The 21,155-nt window shown below is 68.5% G+C and carries 22 protein-coding genes; 7 read left to right on the forward strand and 15 right to left on the reverse strand.

The features are described 5' to 3' along the window. Nucleotides 1-6: 6 nt before the first annotated feature. From ACNQR1_RS31460 to ACNQR1_RS31500, 9 genes are all read right to left on the reverse strand, one after another. A complete protein-coding gene (locus ACNQR1_RS31460) occupies nucleotides 7-789 on the reverse strand; it encodes an alpha/beta fold hydrolase (protein ID WP_418049447.1) in 783 nt (260 codons plus the stop codon). A 24-nt stretch (nucleotides 790-813) separates the two neighbouring features. Then, complete coding sequence (locus ACNQR1_RS31465) at nucleotides 814-1,539, reverse strand: DJ-1/PfpI family protein (protein ID WP_418049448.1); 726 nt, start codon at nucleotides 1,537-1,539, stop codon at nucleotides 814-816. Nucleotides 1,540-1,553: 14 nt separating this feature from the next. Next, complete coding sequence (locus ACNQR1_RS31470) at nucleotides 1,554-2,549, reverse strand: GlxA family transcriptional regulator (RefSeq protein WP_418049449.1); 996 nt, start codon at nucleotides 2,547-2,549, stop codon at nucleotides 1,554-1,556. A gap of 80 nt (nucleotides 2,550-2,629) precedes the next feature. Next, entirely contained in the window at nucleotides 2,630-3,775 is a 1,146-nt protein-coding gene (locus ACNQR1_RS31475) for an LLM class flavin-dependent oxidoreductase (protein ID WP_418049450.1), read from the reverse strand. 4 nt (nucleotides 3,776-3,779) lie between these two features. Then, nucleotides 3,780-4,925 (reverse strand): LLM class flavin-dependent oxidoreductase, encoded by a 1,146-nt coding sequence (locus ACNQR1_RS31480; RefSeq protein WP_418049451.1) that lies wholly within the window; start codon nucleotides 4,923-4,925, stop codon nucleotides 3,780-3,782. 45 nt (nucleotides 4,926-4,970) lie between these two features. Further along, nucleotides 4,971-5,942 carry an o-succinylbenzoate synthase gene (locus ACNQR1_RS31485; protein WP_418049452.1) on the reverse strand — a complete coding sequence of 324 codons (972 nt, stop codon included), beginning with the start codon at nucleotides 5,940-5,942 and terminating at the stop codon, nucleotides 4,971-4,973. Between the two features lie 23 nt (nucleotides 5,943-5,965). After that, the gene (locus ACNQR1_RS31490) at nucleotides 5,966-6,928 is read right to left on the reverse strand and encodes an esterase family protein (RefSeq protein WP_418049453.1); all 963 of its coding nucleotides are present in this window, start codon (nucleotides 6,926-6,928) and stop codon (nucleotides 5,966-5,968) included. Between the two features lie 88 nt (nucleotides 6,929-7,016). Then, a complete protein-coding gene (locus tag ACNQR1_RS31495) occupies nucleotides 7,017-8,582 on the reverse strand; it encodes a long-chain-fatty-acid--CoA ligase (protein ID WP_418049454.1) in 1,566 nt (521 codons plus the stop codon). 29 nt (nucleotides 8,583-8,611) lie between these two features. Continuing rightward, the gene (locus tag ACNQR1_RS31500; RefSeq protein WP_418049455.1) at nucleotides 8,612-10,231 is read right to left on the reverse strand and encodes an amidohydrolase; all 1,620 of its coding nucleotides are present in this window, start codon (nucleotides 10,229-10,231) and stop codon (nucleotides 8,612-8,614) included. A 207-nt stretch (nucleotides 10,232-10,438) separates the two neighbouring features. Here ACNQR1_RS31500 and ACNQR1_RS31505 point away from each other — a divergent pair, with 207 nt between their 5' ends. The 3 genes from ACNQR1_RS31505 (at nucleotide 10,439) to ACNQR1_RS31515 (ending at nucleotide 14,085) form a co-directional block, all read left to right on the forward strand. Beyond that, nucleotides 10,439-10,897, forward strand: coding sequence for a YciI family protein (locus tag ACNQR1_RS31505; RefSeq protein WP_418049456.1), 459 nt, complete (start codon nucleotides 10,439-10,441; stop codon nucleotides 10,895-10,897). Between the two features lie 208 nt (nucleotides 10,898-11,105). Further along, nucleotides 11,106-12,749, forward strand: a complete 1,644-nt coding sequence (gene fadD8, locus ACNQR1_RS31510) for a fatty-acid--CoA ligase FadD8 (RefSeq protein WP_418049457.1) — start codon at nucleotides 11,106-11,108, stop codon at nucleotides 12,747-12,749. Between the two features lie 106 nt (nucleotides 12,750-12,855). Beyond that, nucleotides 12,856-14,085: an RNA polymerase sigma factor gene (locus ACNQR1_RS31515; RefSeq protein ID WP_418050574.1), complete on the forward strand. Its 1,230-nt coding sequence runs from the start codon at nucleotides 12,856-12,858 to the stop codon at nucleotides 14,083-14,085. Here ACNQR1_RS31515 and ACNQR1_RS31520 read toward each other — a convergent pair. Genes ACNQR1_RS31520 through ACNQR1_RS31535 form a run of 4 tightly spaced genes read right to left on the reverse strand, consistent with a single transcriptional unit; the run spans nucleotide 14,082 to nucleotide 17,090 of the window. After that, a complete protein-coding gene (locus ACNQR1_RS31520) occupies nucleotides 14,082-14,705 on the reverse strand; it encodes an SAM-dependent methyltransferase (protein ID WP_418049458.1) in 624 nt (207 codons plus the stop codon). The genes ACNQR1_RS31515 and ACNQR1_RS31520 overlap by 4 nt on opposite strands. Further along, nucleotides 14,702-15,442, reverse strand: a complete 741-nt coding sequence (locus ACNQR1_RS31525) for a PIG-L deacetylase family protein (protein WP_418049459.1) — start codon at nucleotides 15,440-15,442, stop codon at nucleotides 14,702-14,704. The genes ACNQR1_RS31520 and ACNQR1_RS31525 overlap by 4 nt, the downstream gene beginning before the upstream one ends. Next, nucleotides 15,439-16,377 carry an acyl-CoA dehydrogenase family protein gene (locus ACNQR1_RS31530; RefSeq protein ID WP_418049460.1) on the reverse strand — a complete coding sequence of 313 codons (939 nt, stop codon included), beginning with the start codon at nucleotides 16,375-16,377 and terminating at the stop codon, nucleotides 15,439-15,441. Before ACNQR1_RS31530 ends, ACNQR1_RS31525 begins: the two co-directional genes overlap by 4 nt. Then, on the reverse strand, nucleotides 16,374-17,090 hold the full coding sequence (locus ACNQR1_RS31535; RefSeq protein ID WP_418049461.1) for a glycosyltransferase: 717 nt from the start codon (nucleotides 17,088-17,090) through the stop codon (nucleotides 16,374-16,376). Before ACNQR1_RS31535 ends, ACNQR1_RS31530 begins: the two co-directional genes overlap by 4 nt. An 80-nt stretch (nucleotides 17,091-17,170) precedes the next feature. On the opposite strand from ACNQR1_RS31535, the gene ACNQR1_RS31540 reads away from it, so the two are divergent. Beyond that, nucleotides 17,171-17,860: an HAD family hydrolase gene (locus ACNQR1_RS31540; protein WP_418049462.1), complete on the forward strand. Its 690-nt coding sequence runs from the start codon at nucleotides 17,171-17,173 to the stop codon at nucleotides 17,858-17,860. Between the two features lie 40 nt (nucleotides 17,861-17,900). Here the strand turns inward: ACNQR1_RS31540 and ACNQR1_RS31545 are convergent, their stop codons facing one another. Next, the gene (locus tag ACNQR1_RS31545) at nucleotides 17,901-18,179 is read right to left on the reverse strand and encodes a hypothetical protein (protein ID WP_044515776.1); all 279 of its coding nucleotides are present in this window, start codon (nucleotides 18,177-18,179) and stop codon (nucleotides 17,901-17,903) included. 110 nt (nucleotides 18,180-18,289) lie between these two features. Between ACNQR1_RS31545 and ACNQR1_RS31550 the strand changes: the two genes are divergently transcribed. Next, nucleotides 18,290-19,207: a 1,4-dihydroxy-2-naphthoyl-CoA synthase gene (locus tag ACNQR1_RS31550; RefSeq protein WP_418049463.1), complete on the forward strand. Its 918-nt coding sequence runs from the start codon at nucleotides 18,290-18,292 to the stop codon at nucleotides 19,205-19,207. Between the two features lie 58 nt (nucleotides 19,208-19,265). On the opposite strand, the gene ACNQR1_RS31555 is transcribed toward ACNQR1_RS31550, so the two are convergent. Further along, the gene (locus ACNQR1_RS31555) at nucleotides 19,266-19,760 is read right to left on the reverse strand and encodes a pyridoxamine 5'-phosphate oxidase family protein (RefSeq protein ID WP_418049464.1); all 495 of its coding nucleotides are present in this window, start codon (nucleotides 19,758-19,760) and stop codon (nucleotides 19,266-19,268) included. Nucleotides 19,761-19,825: 65 nt separating this feature from the next. On the opposite strand from ACNQR1_RS31555, the gene ACNQR1_RS31560 reads away from it, so the two are divergent. After that, nucleotides 19,826-20,695: an SDR family oxidoreductase gene (locus ACNQR1_RS31560; protein ID WP_418049465.1), complete on the forward strand. Its 870-nt coding sequence runs from the start codon at nucleotides 19,826-19,828 to the stop codon at nucleotides 20,693-20,695. Between the two features lie 45 nt (nucleotides 20,696-20,740). Beyond that, entirely contained in the window at nucleotides 20,741-21,124 is a 384-nt protein-coding gene (locus ACNQR1_RS31565) for a VOC family protein (RefSeq protein ID WP_418049466.1), read from the forward strand. Nucleotides 21,125-21,155: the final 31 nt, after the last annotated feature.

The raw sequence follows: 21,155 nt of genomic DNA on the forward strand, positions 1-21,155 counted from the left end.
TCTCCGTCACTTCTGTTCGGCGAAGAACTCGAGCAGCGCGGTGTTGACCGCCTCGGGCTTCTCGATGAAGCCGAGATGACCGGTGTCAGGAATCTCCACGTAGCGCGCCTTGGGGATCGCGTCGGCGACCTCACGGCCCAGATGGACGGGCAGCACCACATCATCGGCGAACCCGATGACCAGCACCGGCGCGGTGATCGCCCGGTAGGCGGGCAGCCGGTTGTCCACGGGCGCGACGTCGAGTTGGGTGAGCAGGCCCGGGGTCTGCTTGGTGGGCCACATGGTGAACATCTCGGCCCAGTCGCGCACCAGGCGGTCGTCGTTGAGGGTCTTGGGCGAGAAGCTCTCCAACATCCGCATCTTGGCGTCGAACTTCGGTGGCAGCTGCATGCCCGAGGTCGCGAAGTCCCGCTCGGCGTCGCGGAAGAACTCACGGGCCCGGTCGTGACGGCCTCGGGTGGCCATCAGGACCGCCGAGCGCACCAGGTCGGGCCGGGCCAGCATCAGTTCCTGGGCGATGAACGAGCCCATGGACACACCCACGACGTGCGCCGGGCCTGCCCCCAACGTCTCGATCAGTTCGGCGGTATCGGCCACCATCTGCTCGGTGCCGAACCCCGCGGCGTTCTCCGTCGCGCCGACCCCACGGTTGTCGAAGGTGATGACGCGGTAGCCGGCTCGCTGCAGCGCCGGGACCTGATGCAGATGCCAGGTGCGGCCAGCCCCTCCCCGTCCGGCGATGAACAGCACGGGGACGCCCTTGCCTCGGTCGTCATAAGCCAAGTTCATCCGGCCGACGCTACTTGATGGCACTCACGCGCTGCGGCGCCCACGCACCCTTCGGATCGCCTGATCCCAGGCCAGCAGCACCCCGGCCTTGAGCGGTTCGGGCTTGATCATGTCCTTGCTCAGCAGCGCGGTGGCACCGGCCTTGGTGGCCGCGCTCGCCTTCGACGTGTGCCCGGAATCGAACGGCGGCTGCGGGTCGTACTCGATCATCAGCTGAATGGCCTTGGCCTTCGCCTCACCGCCGATCTGACCGGCCAGCCACATCGCCAGGTCGATTCCCGCCGAGACGCCGGCCGCGGTGATCACCTTGCCGTCGGGGTCGGCGCGCACGATGCGCTGATCCCCCACCGGTGTCGCGCCCATCAGCTTCAACGCGCTCAACACCGACCAGTGCGAGGTGGCGGGCTTCCCGTCGAGCAGCCCGGCCGCGGCCAGCACCACCGAACCCGAGCACACCGAGGCCATCCAGGTGGTCCCCGGATACACCTGACGCAGCCAGTCGAGCACCTTTTCGTCGCGGGCCGCCATGGTGGTGCCCGGCCCGCCGGGCACCAGCACCACATCGGGCGACGGGGTTTCGCCGAAACTGTGGGTGGCCCCCACCGTCAGCACGCCAGAGTCGGCGGTGACGGGGCCCGGCTCGTGCCAGACGAACCGCACCTCCGTGTCCGGCAGGTTGCGCAGCACCTCGTAGGGCCCGATGAAGTCGAGGGCGGTGAAGCTGGGGTACACCACGATTGCGATCTGCATGATGGATCTTCCTTTCAAACGGTTAAATCTCTGCTCCTGGCGTGCGAGGAAGTCTTGCGGTACTGGTCAGGCGAAATTCCAAGGCGCCGGACAAAATTGCGTCGCATGGTCTCGGCGGTGCCGAACCCGCAGCGGGCGGCGATGACGGTGACCGTGTCGTCGGATTCCTCCAGCTGGCGGCGTGCGGCATCGGTGCGAATGCGTTCCACGTAGGCGCCGGGCGCCTCGCCGACCTCGTCGGTGAACACCCGGGTGAAGTGTCGTGGGCTCATCGCCGCACGCCGGGCCAGCTCGGAAATACTGTGCGCCCCACCGGGTTCGACCTCGATGAACTCCTGCACCGCACGGATCGGGGCACGTTTGGCCCGCGGCATCCACACCGGTGCGGCGAACTGCGTCTGACCGCCGGGGCGGCGCAGGTAGAGCACGAGGTACCGGGCCACGGTCTGGGCGATGTCGGTGCCGCAATCGTCCTCGACCAGTGACAACGCCAGGTCGATACCTGCCGTCACCCCGGCCGCCGTCCATACGCGCTCCGAACTTCGGACGAAGATCGGATCGGGATTGACCGCCACAGAAGGGAACTCGTCGGCCATCCGGCGGGCCGAGGACCAGTGGGTGGTGGCCGGGCAGCCGTCGAGCAGTCCGGCCTGTGCGGCCAGAAACGCTCCCGTGCAGACGCTGACGACACGGCGGGCATGACGCGCGGCGGTGCTGATCCAGTCGACGACGTCGGGGTTGGCCCGGGCGGCGTCGGCACCGATGCCGCCCGGGATGACGATCGTGTCGATCGGAACGTGGGGGTCGGGCAGTGGGGCCGCGACGAACTCCAACCCGGTGAGCGTGGCGACCGGCCGGCCGTCCACGGCGGTCAGGGTGATGCCATAGCCGTCGTCTGATCTGCCCTGGGCAGCCAGCGCCAGGGTGGCGGTGGAGAACACGTCGAACGGCCCGGCCAGGTCCAGGGCCTGCACCCCGGCGTAGCCCAGGATCACCACCGATCGCGTCACCTCTCCAGTGTTCGTGACCTCGGCGATGGCGTCTATGCCATGCACCCCACAGATCAGGACATGAGCGCGGTCCGGGTGTTCTAGAGCTTCTTGATCCCGCGCACCACCCGGTAGAACGACGGCACCGTCGCCACACCGCGCCGCAGACTGCGCTGCATCAGGCCACCGTTGGTCAGCACCAGGTGACGCACCCCGCAGTCGCGCCACTCGGCCACCCGGTCCAGGACCTCGTCGGGGGTGCCGATCAGCCCCATGTCCCGCATCAGGTCAGGGGTGATGCCCTTGATGTGCGAGAGCGCGGTCTGCTCGTCCCAGTCCTGGGGCAGGATGTCCTGCCCTCCGGAGAAGCCCACACCCAACGGGTGCTCGGCACCGCGCCGCGCAAAGTACTCGTCGGACGCACTGAGGCAGCCCGCACGCATCACTTCGGATTCCAGTGCATCGTCGACCTCGGCGCGGGTGCGCGCCGTCACGACCATCACCAGCAGCGCCGGGGTGATGGCCATGGGGTCGCGGCCCGCGTCGGACGCGGCCCCGCGCACCACGTCCAGCCGCTGGGCGTAGTCCTGGGGAGAGTGCGGGAACGCCGGAAAGAACCCGTCGCCGAACCGTCCGGCGATGCGCAACATCCTGGGTCCGTGCGCGGCGACCCAGATCGGCGGAAACTTGCCCCGGTAGGGCGGTAGGTCGAAGATCGCGTTACGCAGCGGGAAGAACGGCGAATCACGGTTGACCAGTTCACCATTCGAATCCCACAGGGCGCGGATCGTGGCCATCGCCTCCTCGAACCGGGCCACCGGTTTCGCCCAATCCACCCCGTACGGTTCGTTGCCCTCACGCTCCCCGGGTCCGATACCGAAGATGAAACGGCCCTTGGTCAGCAGCTGCATGGTGGCCGCCGCCTGCGCGCTGACCGCCGGGTTCCGGCGGCCGGCATCGGTGACACAGATGCCGAGCGGCATCCGCGCGAGGCGGTTGCGCGCCGCGAGTTTCCCCAGCATCGTCCACGGTTCCGTGCATGCGTCGACCGACGGAACCAGTTTCGCTGCGGCGCAATACTTCTCCTGCCACAACGCGCGCGGGAATATCGCGTTCAGATGATCGGGCACCCAGAAGGAGTCGACCCGGGCCCCGACCGCCGAGAGATAGTTGGCGCGGGTGAAGGTGTCCGCGGCCGGCCTGCTCGCGGTGATCAGATCCAGCAGGCCGACCTGCAATCCGCCCATGGGATCACAGCTTCTTCAGCTTGCGGATGACCTGGCTGTACAGCAGCTGCGACGTCAGACCCCTGCGGAGCTTGCCTTGCAGCGGACCGACATTCGCCAGCACCAGGTACCGGACACCGTGACGGTGCCACTGGGCCGCCTGCTCGACGATCTCGTCCACCGTGCCGCACAGGTACATCTCCCGCAGCAGCGATGTCGGAACCGCCTTGATGTAGGACAGCGCCGTCTCCTCGTCCCAGTCCTGGGGCAGGATGTCCTGCGCGCCCGAGAAACCGACACCCAGCGGATGCTGGGCACCGTGCCGGGCGTAGAAATCGTCGGGGGCGTTCAGCGCACCGGCCTTCAGGACCGCCGATTCCAGTGCCTCGTCGAGGTCGTCGGGCGTGCGCGCCGGCACGACCATGAGCCAGAGGGCAGGGGTGATGGCCATCGGATCGCGCCCGGCGTCGGAGGCCGCCGACCGCACGACCTCGAGGCGCTGGGCATACTCCTGTGGCGCATGGGGGAACGCGGGAAAGAACCCGTCGGCGTAACGGCCCGCGGCCCGCAGCATCCTCGGGCCATGCGCGGCGATCCAGATCTCGGGCCAGCGTCCGCGGTATGCGGGCAGGTCGAAGATCGCGTTGCGCAGCGGGAAGAACGGCGAATCACGGTTGACCAGTTCACCATTGGAATCCCACAGCGTCCGGATGGTGGCCATCGCCTCCTCGAACCGGGCCACCGGTTTCGCCCAATCCACCCCGTACGGTTCGTTGCCCTCGCGCTCCCCGGCGCCGATGCCGAGGATGAACCGGCCTTTCGTGAGCAGGTTCATCGTCGCCGCACCCTGCGCGGTGACGGCCGGGTTGCGCCGGCCGGTGTCGGTCACCCCCACCCCCAACCGCAGCCGGGCGACCCGGTTGCGGGCGGCGAGATTACCCAGCATCGTCCACGGCTCCAGGTAGGCGTCGGCCGAGGGCAGCATCTTGGCGCCGCCGCAGAACTTCGGCTGCCACAACGACCGGGGGAACAGCGCGTTGAGGTGGTCAGGCACCCAGAACGAGTCGACGCCTCCGGCGACCGCACTCAGGTAGTTGGCCCGGGTGAACAGGTCCACGGTGGGCCGTGCGGCGATGGTCGGGTCCATGATGCCTACGCGAAACGGGGTCATGCAGTGAGTGTCGAACGCCCAGCTCGATTTGCTTAGAGTAGGGCCCTACCCGAATATCAGCGGGTAGCACTCTCGCACCCGGTCGATCCACCATTGCCGACGCTGCGGCGTCACGGCCAAAGCCGACAACCGCGCGGGATCGGGCACCACCACCTCGACGGGCAGGTACCCGTCCACCGCGGCGGACATGTCGGCGACGTCCGCCACGAAGAATCCGCCCGTGCCCAGGCCGCAGGCATGCTCCAGCACCGGCAGCGCGGCGGCGGCCAGTAGTCCGCGCCCGATACCGACCGCGGAATCCAGTGCACTGGACACCACGATCGGGATGTCGATCTGCGCGGCGATCTCGAGCATCCGCGACACTCCGCCCAGCGGCGCCACCTTGAGCACCGCGACGTCTGCGGCACGGGCCCGCACCACCCGCAGCGGATCGGACGCCTTGCGGATCGACTCGTCAGCGGCGATCGGCACCGTCACCTGCCTGCGCAGTGCGGCCAACTCCTCGACCGTCGCGCAGGGCTGCTCCAGATACTCCAGGGGTCCGTCTGCGGTCAGCGCCGCGGCGGCGGCGACGGCCTGCTCCAGCGTCCACCCGGCGTTGGCATCGACTCGCACCACCGGAACCTGCGCACGTACGGCGTTGACCCGGGCGACGTCGTCGGCCAAGGTCTGACCAGGCTCGGCGACCTTGACCTTGGCGGTGCGCGCGCCGGGGAACCGCGCCAGGACCTCGGGCACCTGCGCGGCCGGGACCGCGGGCACGGTGGCGTTGATCGGGACACGATCGCGATGCACTGCCGGTGGCGGCCGGTAAGCGCCCTCGATCCCGGCGGCCAGCCACGCCGCGGCCTCGGGCGGCCCGTATTCGACGAACGCGCCGAACTCACCCCAGCCGGCCGGGCCGTCGATCAGTGCCACCTCACGAACCGTGATGCCGCGGAAGCGAACCCGCATCGGCAGGGCCACGACGTGAAGGCGCTCCAAGAGGTCGTCCAGCGCCGGCGCCGCGTCAGTCACGCCGTCAATGATGCCCAACGCGGTCAGGCAGCGCCCAGGGTCCGCTGGATGTCGGGCTTCATCTGGTTCAGCTGCGCACCCCAGTAGCCCCAGGTGTGGGTGCCGGTGGGCGGAAAGTTGAACACCGCGTTGTTGCCGCCCGCCGCGACATACTGATCGCGGAAGTTCAGATTGCTCTGCAAGGCCGTGTTTTCGAGGAAGGTGGATGCGACGTCGCCGCCGCCCAGCTCGCCCGGAGTACCCGAACCGCAGTACACCCAGATGCGGGTGTGGTTCGCGACCAGCCGCCCCACCTGCAGCGTCGGATCGTTGCGCGCCCACGCCGGATCACCGGGCGGTCCCCACATGGCAGCGGCCGAGAAGCCGCCGGAGTCGTTCATCGCCAACCCGATAAGCCCGGGCCACGGGCCGGCCGACGGATTCAGGAACGCCGACAACGAGCCCGCGTAGATGAATTGCCCCGGGTGGAAGGCGGCGAGAGTGAGCGCCGAGGTGCCCGACATCGACAGTCCGACCACCGCGTTGCCCGACGTGGACACCCGCTTGTTGGCCGCCAGCCACTGCGGCAACTCGCTGGTCAGGAAGGTCTCCCACTTGTACGTCCACACCCCGCCGTTGCCCGCCGCGGGCTGGTACCAGTCGCTGTAGAAGCTCGACATGCCACCGACCGGCATGACCGCAGACAGCCCGGATTGGTAGAACCACTCGAACGCCGGCGTCTCGATGTCCCAGCCGTTGAAGTCGTCGCGGGCCCGCAAGCCGTCCAACAGGTAGACCGCGCGCGACCCGCCGCCCTGAAACTGCACCTTGACGTCACGGCCCATGGCTCCCGACGGAACCGTGAGCATCTCCACCGGCAGACCCGCCCTTGACCAGGCACTTGCCGTCGGCGGCGGTCCGAGCAATCCGCCGGCTACCACCACGACCAGGGCGGTCAGGATCCCGAAGCCGCGGAAGAACTTCCGCAATCCATGCGCATCTGCCATGTCCGCACCCCACATCTCCGCGCACACGTATGCGCCCGAAACTACTCCGCTGCGAACGGGAAATGAAGAGCAAACGGGTGGCCGATTCTCACACCGTGGCGCGGTCGCGGCCCTCCCAGTACGGCTTGCGCAGGTCCTTCTTGAGGATCTTGCCGGTCGGGTTACGGGGCAGTTCGTCGACGACATCGATCGACTTGGGGCACTTGTAGGCGGCCAGGTGTTCCCGGGCAAACGCGATCAGATCCCGTTCGGTGACGTCCCCGTCCAGTGTCACAACGGCTTTCACCGACTCGCCCCATTTTTCGTCGGGCACGCCGATCACCGCGACCTCGGTGACCGCGGGATGTTCGGCCAGCACCCGCTCGACCTCGATCGAGTAGATGTTCTCGCCGCCGGAGATGATCATGTCCTTGAGCCGGTCCTCCACGAAGATGTACCCGCCGTCGTCGACCCGGCCGATGTCGCCGGTGCGGAACCAGCCCTCGGGTGTGACGGACTCCGCCGTGGCTTCCGGCCGGTTGAGATAGCCCTTCATCAACTGTGGTGTGCGGAACCACAATTCGCCCTGCTCGCCGACCGGAACCTCCGCCCCGGTGTCGGGGTCGACCACCCTCACCTCACCGCCGGGAACAACCGTGCCCGCACTCATGAGCCGCGCCTCACTGGCCCCGCGGTGATCGTCGGGTCCCAATCGGCTGATCGCGCCCGACACCTCGGTGAGCCCGTAGACCTGGATGAACTCTGTTTCCGGCCATGCCTGCAACGCAGAACGCAACAGCGGCAACGGCATTGGAGATGCACCGTAGGCGAAGGTCTTCAGCGCGCCGAACAGCTTCACCGCGTCCTCGCCGGTGTCGAACACCTTGGCCAGCACGGCGGGCACCAGGAACGTGCGGTTGGCCCCGGCGAGAATTCCACCGGCCAGAGCCATGCCGTCGACTTCGCGCGTCATGAATGTCGGCGCGCCGTGGTGCAGGCCCCACTGCATGTAGGACGACCCGCCGACGTGGAACAGCGGCATGGCCACCAGGCTCTTGTCCCCGGCGCTGAGCGTCCAGCCCTCGAATGCGTTGAGGGTGTGGGAGATGACGTTGGTGTGCGTCAAGGCGATGCCCTTGGGCCGGCCGGTGGTGCCCGACGAGTACATGATGATGCACGTGTCGTCCGGCTGGGCCTCGGGCGAATGGCCGACCGGCGAGGCGCCGGCGAGCAGCGCCTCGTACTCGTCGCCGTCGCCGCCCTCCGGAGTCACCGTGACGACGTGCTCGACGGACGTGAGCCGGTCGGCGATCGCGTCGATGCCGGCCCGGAGCTCCTCGCCGACCACCAATACCTTGGCGCCGCAGTCGTTGAGCACGTAATCCAACTCGTCGGCGGCCAGCCGGAAGTTGATGATGGCGTTGGCCGCACCCAACGACGCGGCCGCGAGCGTCAGCTCGACGCAGGCGGGGTGGTTCTTGTCGAGGAATGCCACCACGTCACCACGCCCGACGCCCCACGCACTCAAAGCACCGGCCAACCGCTGGATGCGGTCGTACCACTGCGACCACGTCCAGGTCCGGCCCAGGTAGGTGACCGCCTCCTCGTCAGGTTTGGTCGCCGCCCAGTGGGCGACGCGTTCGTCGAGAAACTGCGGAACCGGCAAATCTGACATCCCCCGAGCGTGCCATGGCGCGCCGACCGTCAACCGGCTTTCGGATAAACCTGCCGCCCGGCCAGGAACGTGGCTCGTATCTCCAGGTCGGCGATGCTCTCCGGGGCAGTCGCGCGAGGGTCTGCCGACACGATCACCAGGTCGGCGTACTTGCCGACCTCCAGCGATCCGATCACGTTGTCGGCGAACAACTGCCACGCCGCGTCGATCGTCTGCGCGCGGATCCCCTGCTCGACGGTCAGCCGCTCTTCGGGTGCCAGGACGCGGCCGCTCGGCGCGGTCCTGGTGACGGCCACGCTGATGTTGCGCAGCGGCTCCTCCGGGGTGACCGGTGGGTCGTTGTGCAGGGAGATCCGCATGCCCGTGGCGACGGCCGATCCGGCCGGCATCCACCGTCCGCCGTGCTCGGGCCCGAACAGTCCGTCGACGAGTACGTCGCCCCAGTAGTGCAGGTGGTCGACGAACAGACTGCACGTGACGCCCAGGGCGTGCGCGCGTTGCAACTGGGCCGGCGTGATGGCGCCGACATGTTCGAGCCGCAGCCGGTGATCGTCCCGGGGATGCGCGCGCAGCACTTCTTCGTAGACGTCGAGGATGGTGTCCACCCCGGCGTCACCGTGCACGTGGCATGCCAGCTGCCAGCCCTGCGGGAAGAACGTGCCGACGATCTCGGACAGTTGCTCCTTGGTGTAGTTGGCGTGCCCGCAGGAGCCGGGCACCACGCCGATGGTCCGGGTGGCGTCGGTGTCCAGGTACGGGAACGTCAGGTCGATGTTGCCGATCCATGGCGACCCGTCGACCCAGATCTTGATGCCGACCTGGCGGACCATGTCGTCACCCTCGGACGGGGTGGCATCGGTGTGCAGATCGGGGGTGGACATCTCGTAGGTCCGCAGCCGCACCGTCAACTGGTCGTGCAGCTGCGCGAGCAGCGGCCGGAACATCGGATCGAACGCCATCTCCGAGCAGGTGGTCAGCCCCGCCCGGTTCAGCCGCGCACATTCGGCGGCCAGCATCGCCGGATAGTCGGTCACCGAGATGGCATCGCCCATCAGCGGGAACACCGCCCCCGTCTCCTCGGCCGTGCCGTCGAGGTTGCCGTCGGCGTCACGGCCGTATTTGGCGCCCTTGGGGTCCGGGGTGTCTTTCGTCAGGCCGGCCCGGCGCGCCGCCGCCGAGTTGAAGAACGCCTTGTGTCCCGAGTTGTGCACGATCACCAGCGGCGTCTCCGGGGCGACGGTGTCCAGCCAGGACAGCGTCGGCTCGGGCAACCCCTGCTGCAGCAACGGATCCCAGCCGTTCAGAAAAGCGCCGTCGGCCCCGCGTTCGGCCACCTCGGCGTGAATCGCGTCGACCACCTCCTCGGCGCTCGCCAAGGTGACCGGACGGATGTCGACGATGCGACCGGACAACGCCACCGCCTCCATCAACGGGTGACCGTGCGCCTCGATGAATCCCGGCATGACGCAGCCGTCGACCTCGCGGACATCGGTGTCGGGGCCGACCCAGGCGGCCACCTCGGCCCTGGGCCCGACCGCGACGATCCGGCCGTCGGTCACCGCGATCGCCTCGGCGGTGGGCTGTGCGGGGTCGACGGTGAGGATGGTTCCGTGTAGGACGAGATCAGCTGGCGCAGCAGGGCCGGTCATGCTCGGATGCTAAGGCGTGGAGACGTTCGGCCGGGTGCGTCCTCAGATATCCGTAGTGGTCAAGGACGGCGTGGCCTGCCGATTCGAGAAACTCCGAAAAGTTTTCGGGTGCCGTGTCGATTTCGGTGGGGTGCCGTTCGACGTATCTACGAGGGTCACTCAAGAACAATGGACAGGCCCCTTCCCGACAATCGAAGGAGACACACAATGTCGCGCTACATGCTGATCATGCGGTCCACCCCCGAGGCCGAGACCGCGATGGCCGAGCAGAACATCGACTTCGACGAGATCATCGCGTCGATGGGCCGGTACAACGAAGAGCTCATCAAGGCCGGCGTGCTGCTGGCCGGCGAGGGATTGACCGACCCCGAAGAGGGCTTCGTCGTCGATTTCAACGCCGATCCCCCGGTGGTCACCGACGGGCCCTACACCGAGGCCAAGGCGCTGTTCAACGGGTTCTGGATCCTCGACGTGTCCTCCAAGGAGGAGGCCAAGCAGTGGGCGCGGAAGTGCCCGCTGGGCTGCGGCGTGAAGCTGGAGGTGCGCAGGGTCAGCGAAACCGACGAGTTTCCGCAGGACAACGAGTGGATTCAGAAGGAGATCCAGTGGAAGGCCGAGCTGGCCGAGAAGCTCGCGCAGCAGGCCCGTGAGGCCGCCAACCGCTGAGCTTGGGCACAGACCCCGGCGGTCCCTAACCCGCCGGGGCCTGGCTCCCACCCCCACAATGAGTCACATTAGGCAGCGTCAACCCGGTCGACACGAGTAGCGCGCTACCTGTATTTCGGTCGGTATATCGGTGCCCGATGACCTCGTGTTACGCCCACATCGGGGGATCGGCTCCGCAATTTCTGGAACACGTTCTAGTCTGGAGTCCATGACCCAGGTCGACGTCTCCTCGCGCGAGCGCTCGTCGGAAGCGCAGCTGCACCATCCCATCCATTCCGGCCACCTCACGGTCGGCGCGCTCAAGCGCAACAAAGACAAGCCCGTGCTGTTCCTCGGCGACACCACATTGACTGGTGGCGAGCTCGCGGAACGCATCAGCCAGTACATCCAGGCGTTCGAAGCGCTGGGCGCCGGAACCGGCGCGGGCGTCGGCCTGCTGTCGCTGAACCGCCCCGAGGTGCTGATGATCATCGGCGCCGGCCAGACCCAGGGATACCGCCGCACGGCACTACACCCTCTCGGTTCACTGGACGACCACGCCTATGTGCTGTCCGACGCCGAGGTGACCACCCTCATCATCGACCCCACCCCGGCGTTCGTCGAGCGGGCCCTGGGACTGCTGGAGAAGGTGCCCTCACTGCGCCAGGTGCTGACCATCGGCCCGGTGCCCGAGGCACTGGCCGCCTCCGGCGCGTCGGTCTCCGACCTCACCGCAGAGGCCGCCAAGTACTCCCCCGTGCCGCTGGCGGCCGCCGAACTCGATCCCGACCACGTCGGCGGCCTGACCTACACCGGTGGCACCACCGGTAAGCCCAAGGGCGTGATGGGCACCGTGCGCTCGATCTCCACCATGACCACCATTCAGCTCGCCGAGTGGGAGTGGCCCGAGAATCCGCGCTTCCTGATGTGTACCCCGCTGTCGCATGCCGGCGCGGCGTTCTTCACGCCGACGATCGTCAAGGGCGGCGAACTGGTGGTGCTGACCAAGTTCGACCCGGCCGAGGTGCTGCGGGTGATCGAGGAACAACGCATCACCGCGACCATGCTGGTGCCCTCGATGATCTACGCGCTGATGGACCACCCGGATTCCCACACCCGGGACCTGTCGTCGCTGGAGACCGTGTACTACGGCGCCTCGGCGATGAACCCGGTGCGGCTGGCCGAGGCGCTCAAGCGCTTCGGACCGATCTTCGCGCAGTACTACGGCCAGTCCGAGGCACCGATGGTGATCTCGTACCTGGGCAAGAAGGACCACGACGAGAAGCGGCTCACCTCCTGTGGCCGGCCCACCCTGTTCGCGCGCACCGCGCTGCTGGACGCCGAGGGCAACCCGGTGGCCCAGGGCGAGGTCGGCGAGATCTGCGTGTCCGGACCGCTGCTGGCCGGCGGCTACTGGAAACTCGAGGACGCCACGTCGGAGACTTTCCGCGACGGCTGGCTGCACACCGGTGACATGGCCCGCGAGGACGAGGACGGCTACTGGTTCATCGTCGACCGGGTCAAGGACATGATCGTCACCGGCGGCTTCAACGTGTTCCCCCGTGAGGTGGAAGACGTTGTGGCCGAACATCCTTCGGTGGCCCAGGTGTGCGTGATCGGCACCCCCGACGAGAAGTGGGGCGAGGCCGTGACCGCGGTGATCGTGCTGCGGCCCGACGCTGCCTCCGATGACGAGGCGGTGGCCAAGGTGACCGCCGAGATCCAGGCCTCCGTCAAGGACCGCAAGGGCTCGGTGCAAGCGCCCAAGCAGGTGATCGTGGTCGACTCCGTGCCGGTGACCGCACTCGGCAAGCCCGACAAGAAGGCCGTCCGGGCCCAGTTCTGGGAGGGCGCCACCCGCGCGATCGGCTGATTTTCTCCGCTTTGTCACGCTGGAGTGGCTCTCGTACTTGAGTGCCACTCCAGCGTGAAGTCGGCAGAATGGCGGCGTGGCTGAAACCCCGGTGGCCGCTGCCGACATGCGCGCAACGCTCGACGCGGTGTGGCGGATGGAGGCGGCCAAGATCCTGGCCACGCTGACCCGCACGGTCGGCGATGTCGCCCTGGCCGAGGATCTGGCCTCCGAAGCCCTGCTCGACGCGCTCACGCAATGGCCCCAGACCGGCGTACCGCGCAATCCCGGGGCCTGGCTGACCACGGTCGCCAAACGCAAGGCCATCGACCACTGGCGGCGGGCGGAGAACCTTGACGCCAAGTACGCGACACTGGCCCGCGACCTGGCCGAGCACGTCGAGGAAGCCTGGGATCCCGACCGGATCGACGACGACGTGCTGCGGCTGATCTTCATCGCCGCTCACCCCGTGCTGTCGCGCGAGGCCCAGATCGCGCTGACGCTACGCATGGTCGGCGGGTTGAGCACCGACGAGATCGCCCGGGCCTTCCTGATCTCGACCGCCACCGCCGCCGCCCGCATCACCCGGGCCAAAAAGGCTCTGGCCCAAGCCAATCCACCGTTCGAGGTGCCGCCCCGCGACGAGTACCCGCAACGACTGTCGGCGGTGCTCTCGGTGATCTATCTGATCTACAACGAGGGCTACTCGGCGTCGTTCGGGCAGCGCTGGATCCGTGACGAACTGTGCACCGAAGCTCTGCGACTGGGCCGCGTGCTGGCCGCGCTGGTACCCGACGAGCCCGAGATCCATGGCCTGCTGGCGCTGATGGAATTCCAGTCCTCGCGCTTCGCGGCCCGCACCGACGCCGAGGGCCGGCCCATTTTGCTGGAAGACCAGAACCGGGCCCGCTGGGACCGCGCCCAGATCCGGCGCGGTATCACCGCCCTCGAACGCTCCGGTGCCGCACGGCAGCAACGGGGTTGGGGGCCGTACGCGCTACAGGCCGCGCTCGCCGAGTGCCACGCGGTGGCCCCGACGGCAGCCGACACCGACTGGGTCCGCATCGTCGCGCTCTACGATGCGCTGCTGAAGATCACGCCCTCCCCCGTCGTGCAGCTCAACCGCGCGGTGGCCGTCGCGATGCGCTCGGGCCCGCAGGAGGCATGGGAGATCGTCGACGGCATCGAGGGCCTGGACGACTCTTACCTGCTGCCCAGTGTTCGCGGCGAACTGTTGTCCCGACTCGGCCGCCATCCCGAGGCAGCCGAGCAGTTCGAGTTGGCCGCATCCCTGGCCGACAACGAACGCGAGCGAGAGGTGCTGGCGGGCAAGGCTCTTGCGGCCCGGACCCGCTAGCCGCGGGGAACACCGGTACGGGCCGCCACCGACTCACCCGATCCGGTGTCGAAGACGTCGATGACGACATCCTCGTCCCGGTACCCACCCAGGCGATGCCAGCCGGAGGTGGCCGCGACGACGGCGTTGGCCTCATCCCCGGTGATCGGATAGTCGCTGACCGGGTGGCGCCAGTGCGCTGCCACCACGTGGGCTCCTTCGGCGAGACGGGACCGGCCGTCGTCGAGGACTTTCCGCAACTGCGCCGCCTCGAGGTAGTAGCAGAGTTCGGACAACACAACGAGGTCGAAAGGCCCTGCGGGCCACGGTGCGTCGACCGAACTCTTCAGCAGGGTGACCCGGTCCCGCCTGCCCGAGGCCACCAGCCGGTGATCGGTGGCCTCCAGAGCCCGTGCCGCGACGTCGCCCGCGGTCACGTGATCGCACCGGGCGGCCAGCGCGTCGGTGAGTACCCCCACCGAACAGCCCGGCTCGAACGCGTGCCGGTAGTGCGGCGAGGGCAGCAGCGCCATCGTGATCGCGTACTTGCGGGTCTCGTACCACCGGTCAGCGAGCTGCCATGGGTCGTCACTGTGCTCGTACAGCCGCTCGAAGTACGTGTCGGACAGCGGCCGGCTCACCGGAAGACCACCTCTCCCACCCGCAACAGCCGGTCCACCACGAAGGGCGGGAGCACGGCATCGCCGTGAGACGAATCGAGTTGGCTGGCATGACAACGGATTGCCCGGGCCTTGCGCTGCGTCGCCGACGCCGGGGGCCGAACCTGCTGCATGTGCGACCACGGCACCGCGTCGTCGCCGGGCTCGGCCCAATGCCACATCCAGACCGGGTACTCCAACAGGACTGCCCCGGTACGCGCGGCGGCCTCGGCGGCAGCCCAGCCGGCCGCCTCGTGATCGGGGTGGCCGTCTCCCCGCCAGGTCACCGCACACCAGGTTCCCGCGGGCCTGCCGGCCAACAGACCGGTCAGCAGATCGGCCAGTTCGGACCGACAACCGGTCAGCCCGCCGTCGGGCAGTCCCAGGTGTACCGGCGCGGGGAGACCCAACACCTCGACCGCGCACTCCAACTCGCGTCGCCTGCGCTGCTGCAGGAAACGACGCTGTCGCAGCGAACGTTCCGGATAGGCGGCCCCGCCGTCGGTCACCGAAACCACCTGAACCGGCACTCCGCATCGGGCCAACGCCGCCGACGTCGCCCCGAAGCCCAACGTCTCGTCGTCGGGATGCGGTGCCACCACGATCAATTCGGGACAGGCTGTCAAATCTAGTACGGGGCAAGCGATGCCGGACCAATCGGCCGCCGGGGTGCCACCCCCGGCGATCGGGCGGGCCGCGAAGCGCATCGCATTGCTCATCTACCGGCCCCGACCAACTGCCCCAGCCGCTCAAGGTCCTTCTCGGCGTGACTCTGGCGGACATAGACCGTGAGATCGGCGACGCGTGCCGCATGGACGGCGTCGCCGCACAGCGGCGCGGGCCCCAGCGCACGGCCGGTGCGCCGAATGGTCTCGTCGACCGCGTCCTCCACCACGGCACGGGCTCGCAGCGCCCAGGTCTCGGCTCCGGTACGGTCCGACGGCTTCGCATCGATCTGGGCGGCCGCCCGCGTCAGGGTGGCCTCGGCCGAGGTGAGCGCGGCATCGATCGCACCCAGGTGGGCGTAGCCGTGGCGATCGAACCCGTCGCCGGCGGCCCGCGAGTACAGCGCCGCGGCCACGGCCCGGGCGCCACCGAGCCAGCAGGCCGCCACACCGGCTGCGCCGTGCCAGAAACCCGGCCGCGACAGGTAATCGCCCGGCGCACCGACCATCACCGCCGGTGCCCCACTGAACTGCACGGACCGGGTGTCCGACCCGGCCATACCGGCGTTGCGCCAGCTGTTGGGCATCGGCTGGACGCCCGGCTGATGCAGTTCCACCGCGAACAGCGCAGACTGCCGGGATCCCACCCGGGCTGTGACCAGGGCATGTGTGCACAGACCCGCACCCGAGCACCACTGCTTGGTGCCGTGCAGGAACGCGCGGTCACCGACCATTTCGGCGAGCAGGACCGCGTCGGGCGACTCGGCCGCCCACACGCCCCACCACTGCCCGGGCTGCACCGGGGGGCCACCCAGTTCGGCGAGGATGGCCACTGCGTCGCAATGCGCCTCGGCCAACCGCCCGGCCACCACGTCCGCTTCGCTGAGCGCGGCGAGCCGGCGCCAGCGTTCGGCGGTCTGCCCGCCGCCGGGGAGCGGCAACTCCAGTGCGCCGGTGTCCAGCCAGCGCCGCACAACCTTGTTCGTCACGCGGGCTCACTCACCTTGGCGGCCGGCAGTGATCGTCCGAGCGCGCCCAGGTCGGCGGCGAAACCGGCCGGGGCGCGGGAGTCGGGCCGGTCGGAGGTCGCCACCGACAAGGTGCGGTCCGGGGCCACCCGCAGACCGGCTTTGTCGAAACGCTTCGCCAGCTCGACGTCCTCGCCGGTCTCCAGCGCCCGGAATCCGCCCAGCGCCCAGTAGACGTCCGCCCGGAAACCCATGTTGGCTCCGTGAATATGGTTGCGCTGCTTGCCTTTCTCGGCATACTCCCGCTCGTGCAGGTAGGCCACCTCCGGTGGGAAGTGCCGCCACTCGGCAACCCGCACCTCACCCACCACCATGTCCGCGCCACTGCGCGTCATCTTGAGCAGCCAGTCGGCGGGCACGGTGCTGTCGGCGTCGGTGGTGGCCAGCCAGATCCGGGCCGGATCGGTTCCGGTGCACAGGGATTGGCCGAACCGGAATCCCGCGGCCCGAGCCGCGCCCACGTTCGTCGCGTCCACCTCCACGAAGTGCACGTCCGGGCCGTACCGGCCGGCCAGGCTGTGGCTTCCGTCGGCACAGTTGTCGAGCACGACCACGACCGACACCGGGACCGGCACACACACCGCTGCGGTGATCAGGGCCCGCAGGCATCTGGGGAGGTTCTCGGCTTCGTCGTGGGCGGGGACCACGACGACGATCCGTTCAACGTCTGGCATGTCCGCTAAATGCCCAGTCAGCGCGGTTTTTACACCTCGGATTCGGCAGAGCGCGACTGATTGCCGGCGGCTTTGGCACGATGGCACACATGGTGGCGGCCGTGTTGTTCGACTTCTCCGGGACCCTTTTCCGCCTCGAGGAACAGGACAGCTGGTTCGCCGGGATGGCTGTCGACGAACAAGAGGTCGACGGTCACGTTCAGACCGAATTGATGCGCAGGCTCACCGCCCCGACCGGACGTTCCGTGTCGATGACCGACGAGCAGTACCGGGCCTGGGCCAACCGCGACCTGGCGCCCCACCTGCACCGTGAGGCCTACCTGCACGTGTTGCGGGAATCCGGGTTGGCCGACCACCACGCCGAGTCGCTGTACAACCGGGTGATCGATCCGGCAAGCTGGACCGCCTACCCGGACACCGCGCGGGTGTTCGAAAAGCTACGAGCACAAGGGATCCGGACTGCCGTCGTATCCAACATCGCGTTCGACGTGCGGCCGGCGTTCACGGCGATCGGCGCCGCCGGACACGTCGACGAGTTCGTGCTGTCCTTCGAAGTCGGTGCGGTCAAACCCGACCCGGCGATCTTCACCACGGCCCTGGACCGCCTGGGCGTGGCCGCACCGGACGCGCTGATGGTCGGCGACAGCGAGGAGGCCGACGGCGGCGCCCGGGCGGTGGGCTGCCGGTTCGCACTGGTCGATCCGCTGCCCACCGCCGAGCGACCCGACGGGCTGATCGCGGCCCTGCAGGGCGCCGGCATCCGCGCCTAGGGCGAAGCCACGGCGTTCCGGCCGGACCCGGTCAGCCCCGTCAGCTCAGGTGCGGGGCCTCCTTGATCTTGGAGTCCTCCTTGCCGACGGTCTGGCAGAAGGTCTGCACCGCCAACCGGGTTCCGGTGATCTCCAGCTGCGCGGCGTCGGTGCCCTTTTCGTCCTTGAGCATCTTGGACACCGCTTCGTTCTGCGTCTTCTCGTCCTGCCCGATGAAGTCCTTGCACTTGGTGTCGCCACCGGTGATCGCAGGCGAACATCCGACCAGCACCAGGCCCGTGGCCAATCCCGACAACAACACACTCACTGAGCGCTTCATCGCGGTCCCCTCTGTTCTGGTGATGCGCGGTACGCATCATCGCGCCGGGTTTCGTACCCCGCGACGGTACCTGTGAAACCTCGATTCGCCGTCGCTCTACAGTCGAGCACGTGAGTGCAGACAACCCGTTCGACCCGACAGTCTGGGAGCCGGTCCCCGGCTTCGACGATCTGACCGACATCACCTACCACCGCCACGTCGCCGACGGCGCCCGGCAGCCCACGGTGCGAGTCGCGTTCGACCGGCCCGAAGTGCGCAACGCCTTCCGGCCCCACACCGTCGACGAGCTGTACCGCGTCCTCGACCACGCCCGGATGTCTCCCGACGTCGGCGTGGTGTTGCTGACCGGCAATGGCCCGTCGGCCAAGGACGGCGGGTGGGCCTTCTGCTCCGGTGGTGATCAGCGCATCCGCGGCCGGTCCGGCTACCAGTACGCAGACGGGGAGACGGCCGAGACCGTCGATCCGGCGCGGGCGGGACGCCTGCACATCCTCGAGGTGCAGCGGCTCATCCGGTTCATGCCGAAGGTCGTCATCTGCCTGGTCAACGGTTGGGCCGCCGGTGGTGGACACAGCCTGCACGTCACCTGCGACCTGACGCTGGCCAGCCGCGAGCATGCCCGGTTCAAGCAGACCGACGCCGACGTCGGCAGCTTCGACGGCGGGTTCGGCAGCGCCTACCTGGCCCGCCAGACCGGGCAGAAGTTCGCCCGCGAGATCTTCTTCCTGGGCCGCGCCTACGACGCCGAGACCATGTACCAGATGGGTGCGGTCAACGAGGTCGTCGACCATGCCGAGCTGGAATCCGTCGGCCTGCAGTGGGCCGCCGAGATCAACGGCAAGTCGCCCCAGGCGATCCGGATGCTGAAGTTCTCGTTCAACCTCATCGACGACGGCCTGGTGGGCCAGCAGGTGTTCGCCGGGGAGGCCACCCGGCTGGCCTACATGACCGACGAGGCCGTCGAGGGCCGCGACGCGTTCCTGCAGAAGCGCGACCCGGACTGGAGCGGCTTCCCGCGCTACTTCTAGCGCGATTTGTGCACGTTCATCCGCGGTCAGCGCCGATAAACGTGCACAAATCGCCGGGCTAGAAGCGGAAGACAGTTTGCCCGTGCGGTGATTTCGCGAACGCGAGCACCTTGGCCGGGGTGACCTCGTAGACGATCGCGGCCTCACCCTGCGGGTCGAAAACCTCGTCGTCGCAATCGAAATCCCAGTCGTCGCCGTACTTGCTGCGGTAGGCGTCGGCCAAGGCGGTCAACCGCTGCGCACCGGTCACGCGCGCGGCGGTGCCCTCGACCACGACGTCGAGGCCGGCGTTCCACGTGTTGGTTCCGGTCGTGACGACGACGGCCGCTTCCGCCTGCAGGTTGCGTGCCTTCTGCTCGGAGGACCCGGTGCAGAACACGAACGCATCGCCGGTCCACACCCCGACCAGCGGGGTGACGTGCGGCCGCCCGTCGCCCCGCACCGTCGTGAGCCAGTACAGCCCGGCAGTGGCGAGGACGGCTTCGGTGGACCCCCAACTCGTCGCTTCGGTCGCCTCGCTGAAGCGCTGGTCAAGCTTGCCGGTGATGGTCATAGCAGTACCGACTCGGCAGAGGCCCACAAGTCATCGCGGAAAGGTAGGCGACCTAAACTCGGCGCATGAGCAAGAGCCCGATGCGCAGGCTGTCCGAGCAGCTGTTGCTGACCAGCATGCGTCCACCGCTGACCGAACGGCTGCAGGCCCGCGGCGATGTCGACGTCGCAGGCAAGCGGATCCTGCTGACCGGTGCTTCGTCGGGTATCGGTGAGGCCGCGGCCGAGAAGTTTGCCGCCAAGGGAGCCACCGTCATCGCGGTGGCGCGCCGTCAGGAACTGCTCGACGAACTGGTCGGGCGGATCACCGCCAAGGGTGGCGATGCCCGCGCCCACGCGGTGGACCTGTCCGACATGGACGCCATCGATGAGCTGGTCGCCACCGTGGAGCACGATCTGGGCGGGGTCGACATCCTGATCAACAACGCCGGCCGGTCGATCCGGCGCCCGCTGGCCGAATCGCTGGACCGCTGGCACGACGTCGAGCGCACCATGACGCTCAACTACTATTCCCCGCTGCGGCTCATCCGTGGCCTGGCCCCGGGCATGCGCGAGCGCCGCGACGGGCACATCATCAACGTCGCCACCTGGGGCGTGATGAACGAATCCTCGCCACTGTTCGCCGTGTACAACGCCTCCAAGGCGGCCCTGGCCGCGGTCAGCCGGGTCATCGAGACCGAATGGGCCTCCGTCGGCGTGCATTCCACGACCCTGTACTACCCGTTGGTGAAGACCCCGATGATCGCGCCCACCCGGGCCTACGACGGGCTGCCCGGGCTGTCTGCTGCCGAGGCCGCCGACTGGATGCTGACCGCGGCGCGCACCCGCCCGGTGCAGATCGCCCCGCGGATGGCCGTGACCGCCAAGGCGCTCAACACCGTCGCCCCCGGGCTGGTCGACGCGGTGATGAAACGGCAACGGGTCCAGCCGGTCTGACGTGTCGTGCGGCGACCGGCCCGGCCGCGGTGGTAGACAAGGGACATGGAAATCCTGGCCAGCAGGATGCTGATCCGGCCGGTCGACTATCCGAAGTCGGTCGAGTTCTACCGCGACGGGATCGGTCTGGCCATCGCCCGCGAATACGGTGCGGGCACAGTCTTTTACGCCGGGCAGTCACTGATCGAGCTGGCCGGTCACCACAGTCCCACCGAGCCCGGGGTGTTTCCCGGGGCGCTGTGGCTGCAGGTGCGCGACGTCTACGCCACCCAGGCCGAACTCGAGGGTCGCGGAGTGTCGATAGCCCGGGCCGCGGCCCAGGAGCCGTGGGGTCTGCACGAGATGCACGTGATCGACCCCGACGGCATCACCCTGATCTTCGTCCAGGTGCCCGACACCCACCCGCTGCGCCGCGACACCCGCGACTAGTTCGGCCGCCGTTTTCCACTCCAGGGCTGTC

It is taken from the genome of Mycobacterium sp. 48b (genome assembly GCF_048282725.1).
GTDB lineage: Bacteria > Actinomycetota > Actinomycetes > Mycobacteriales > Mycobacteriaceae > Mycobacterium.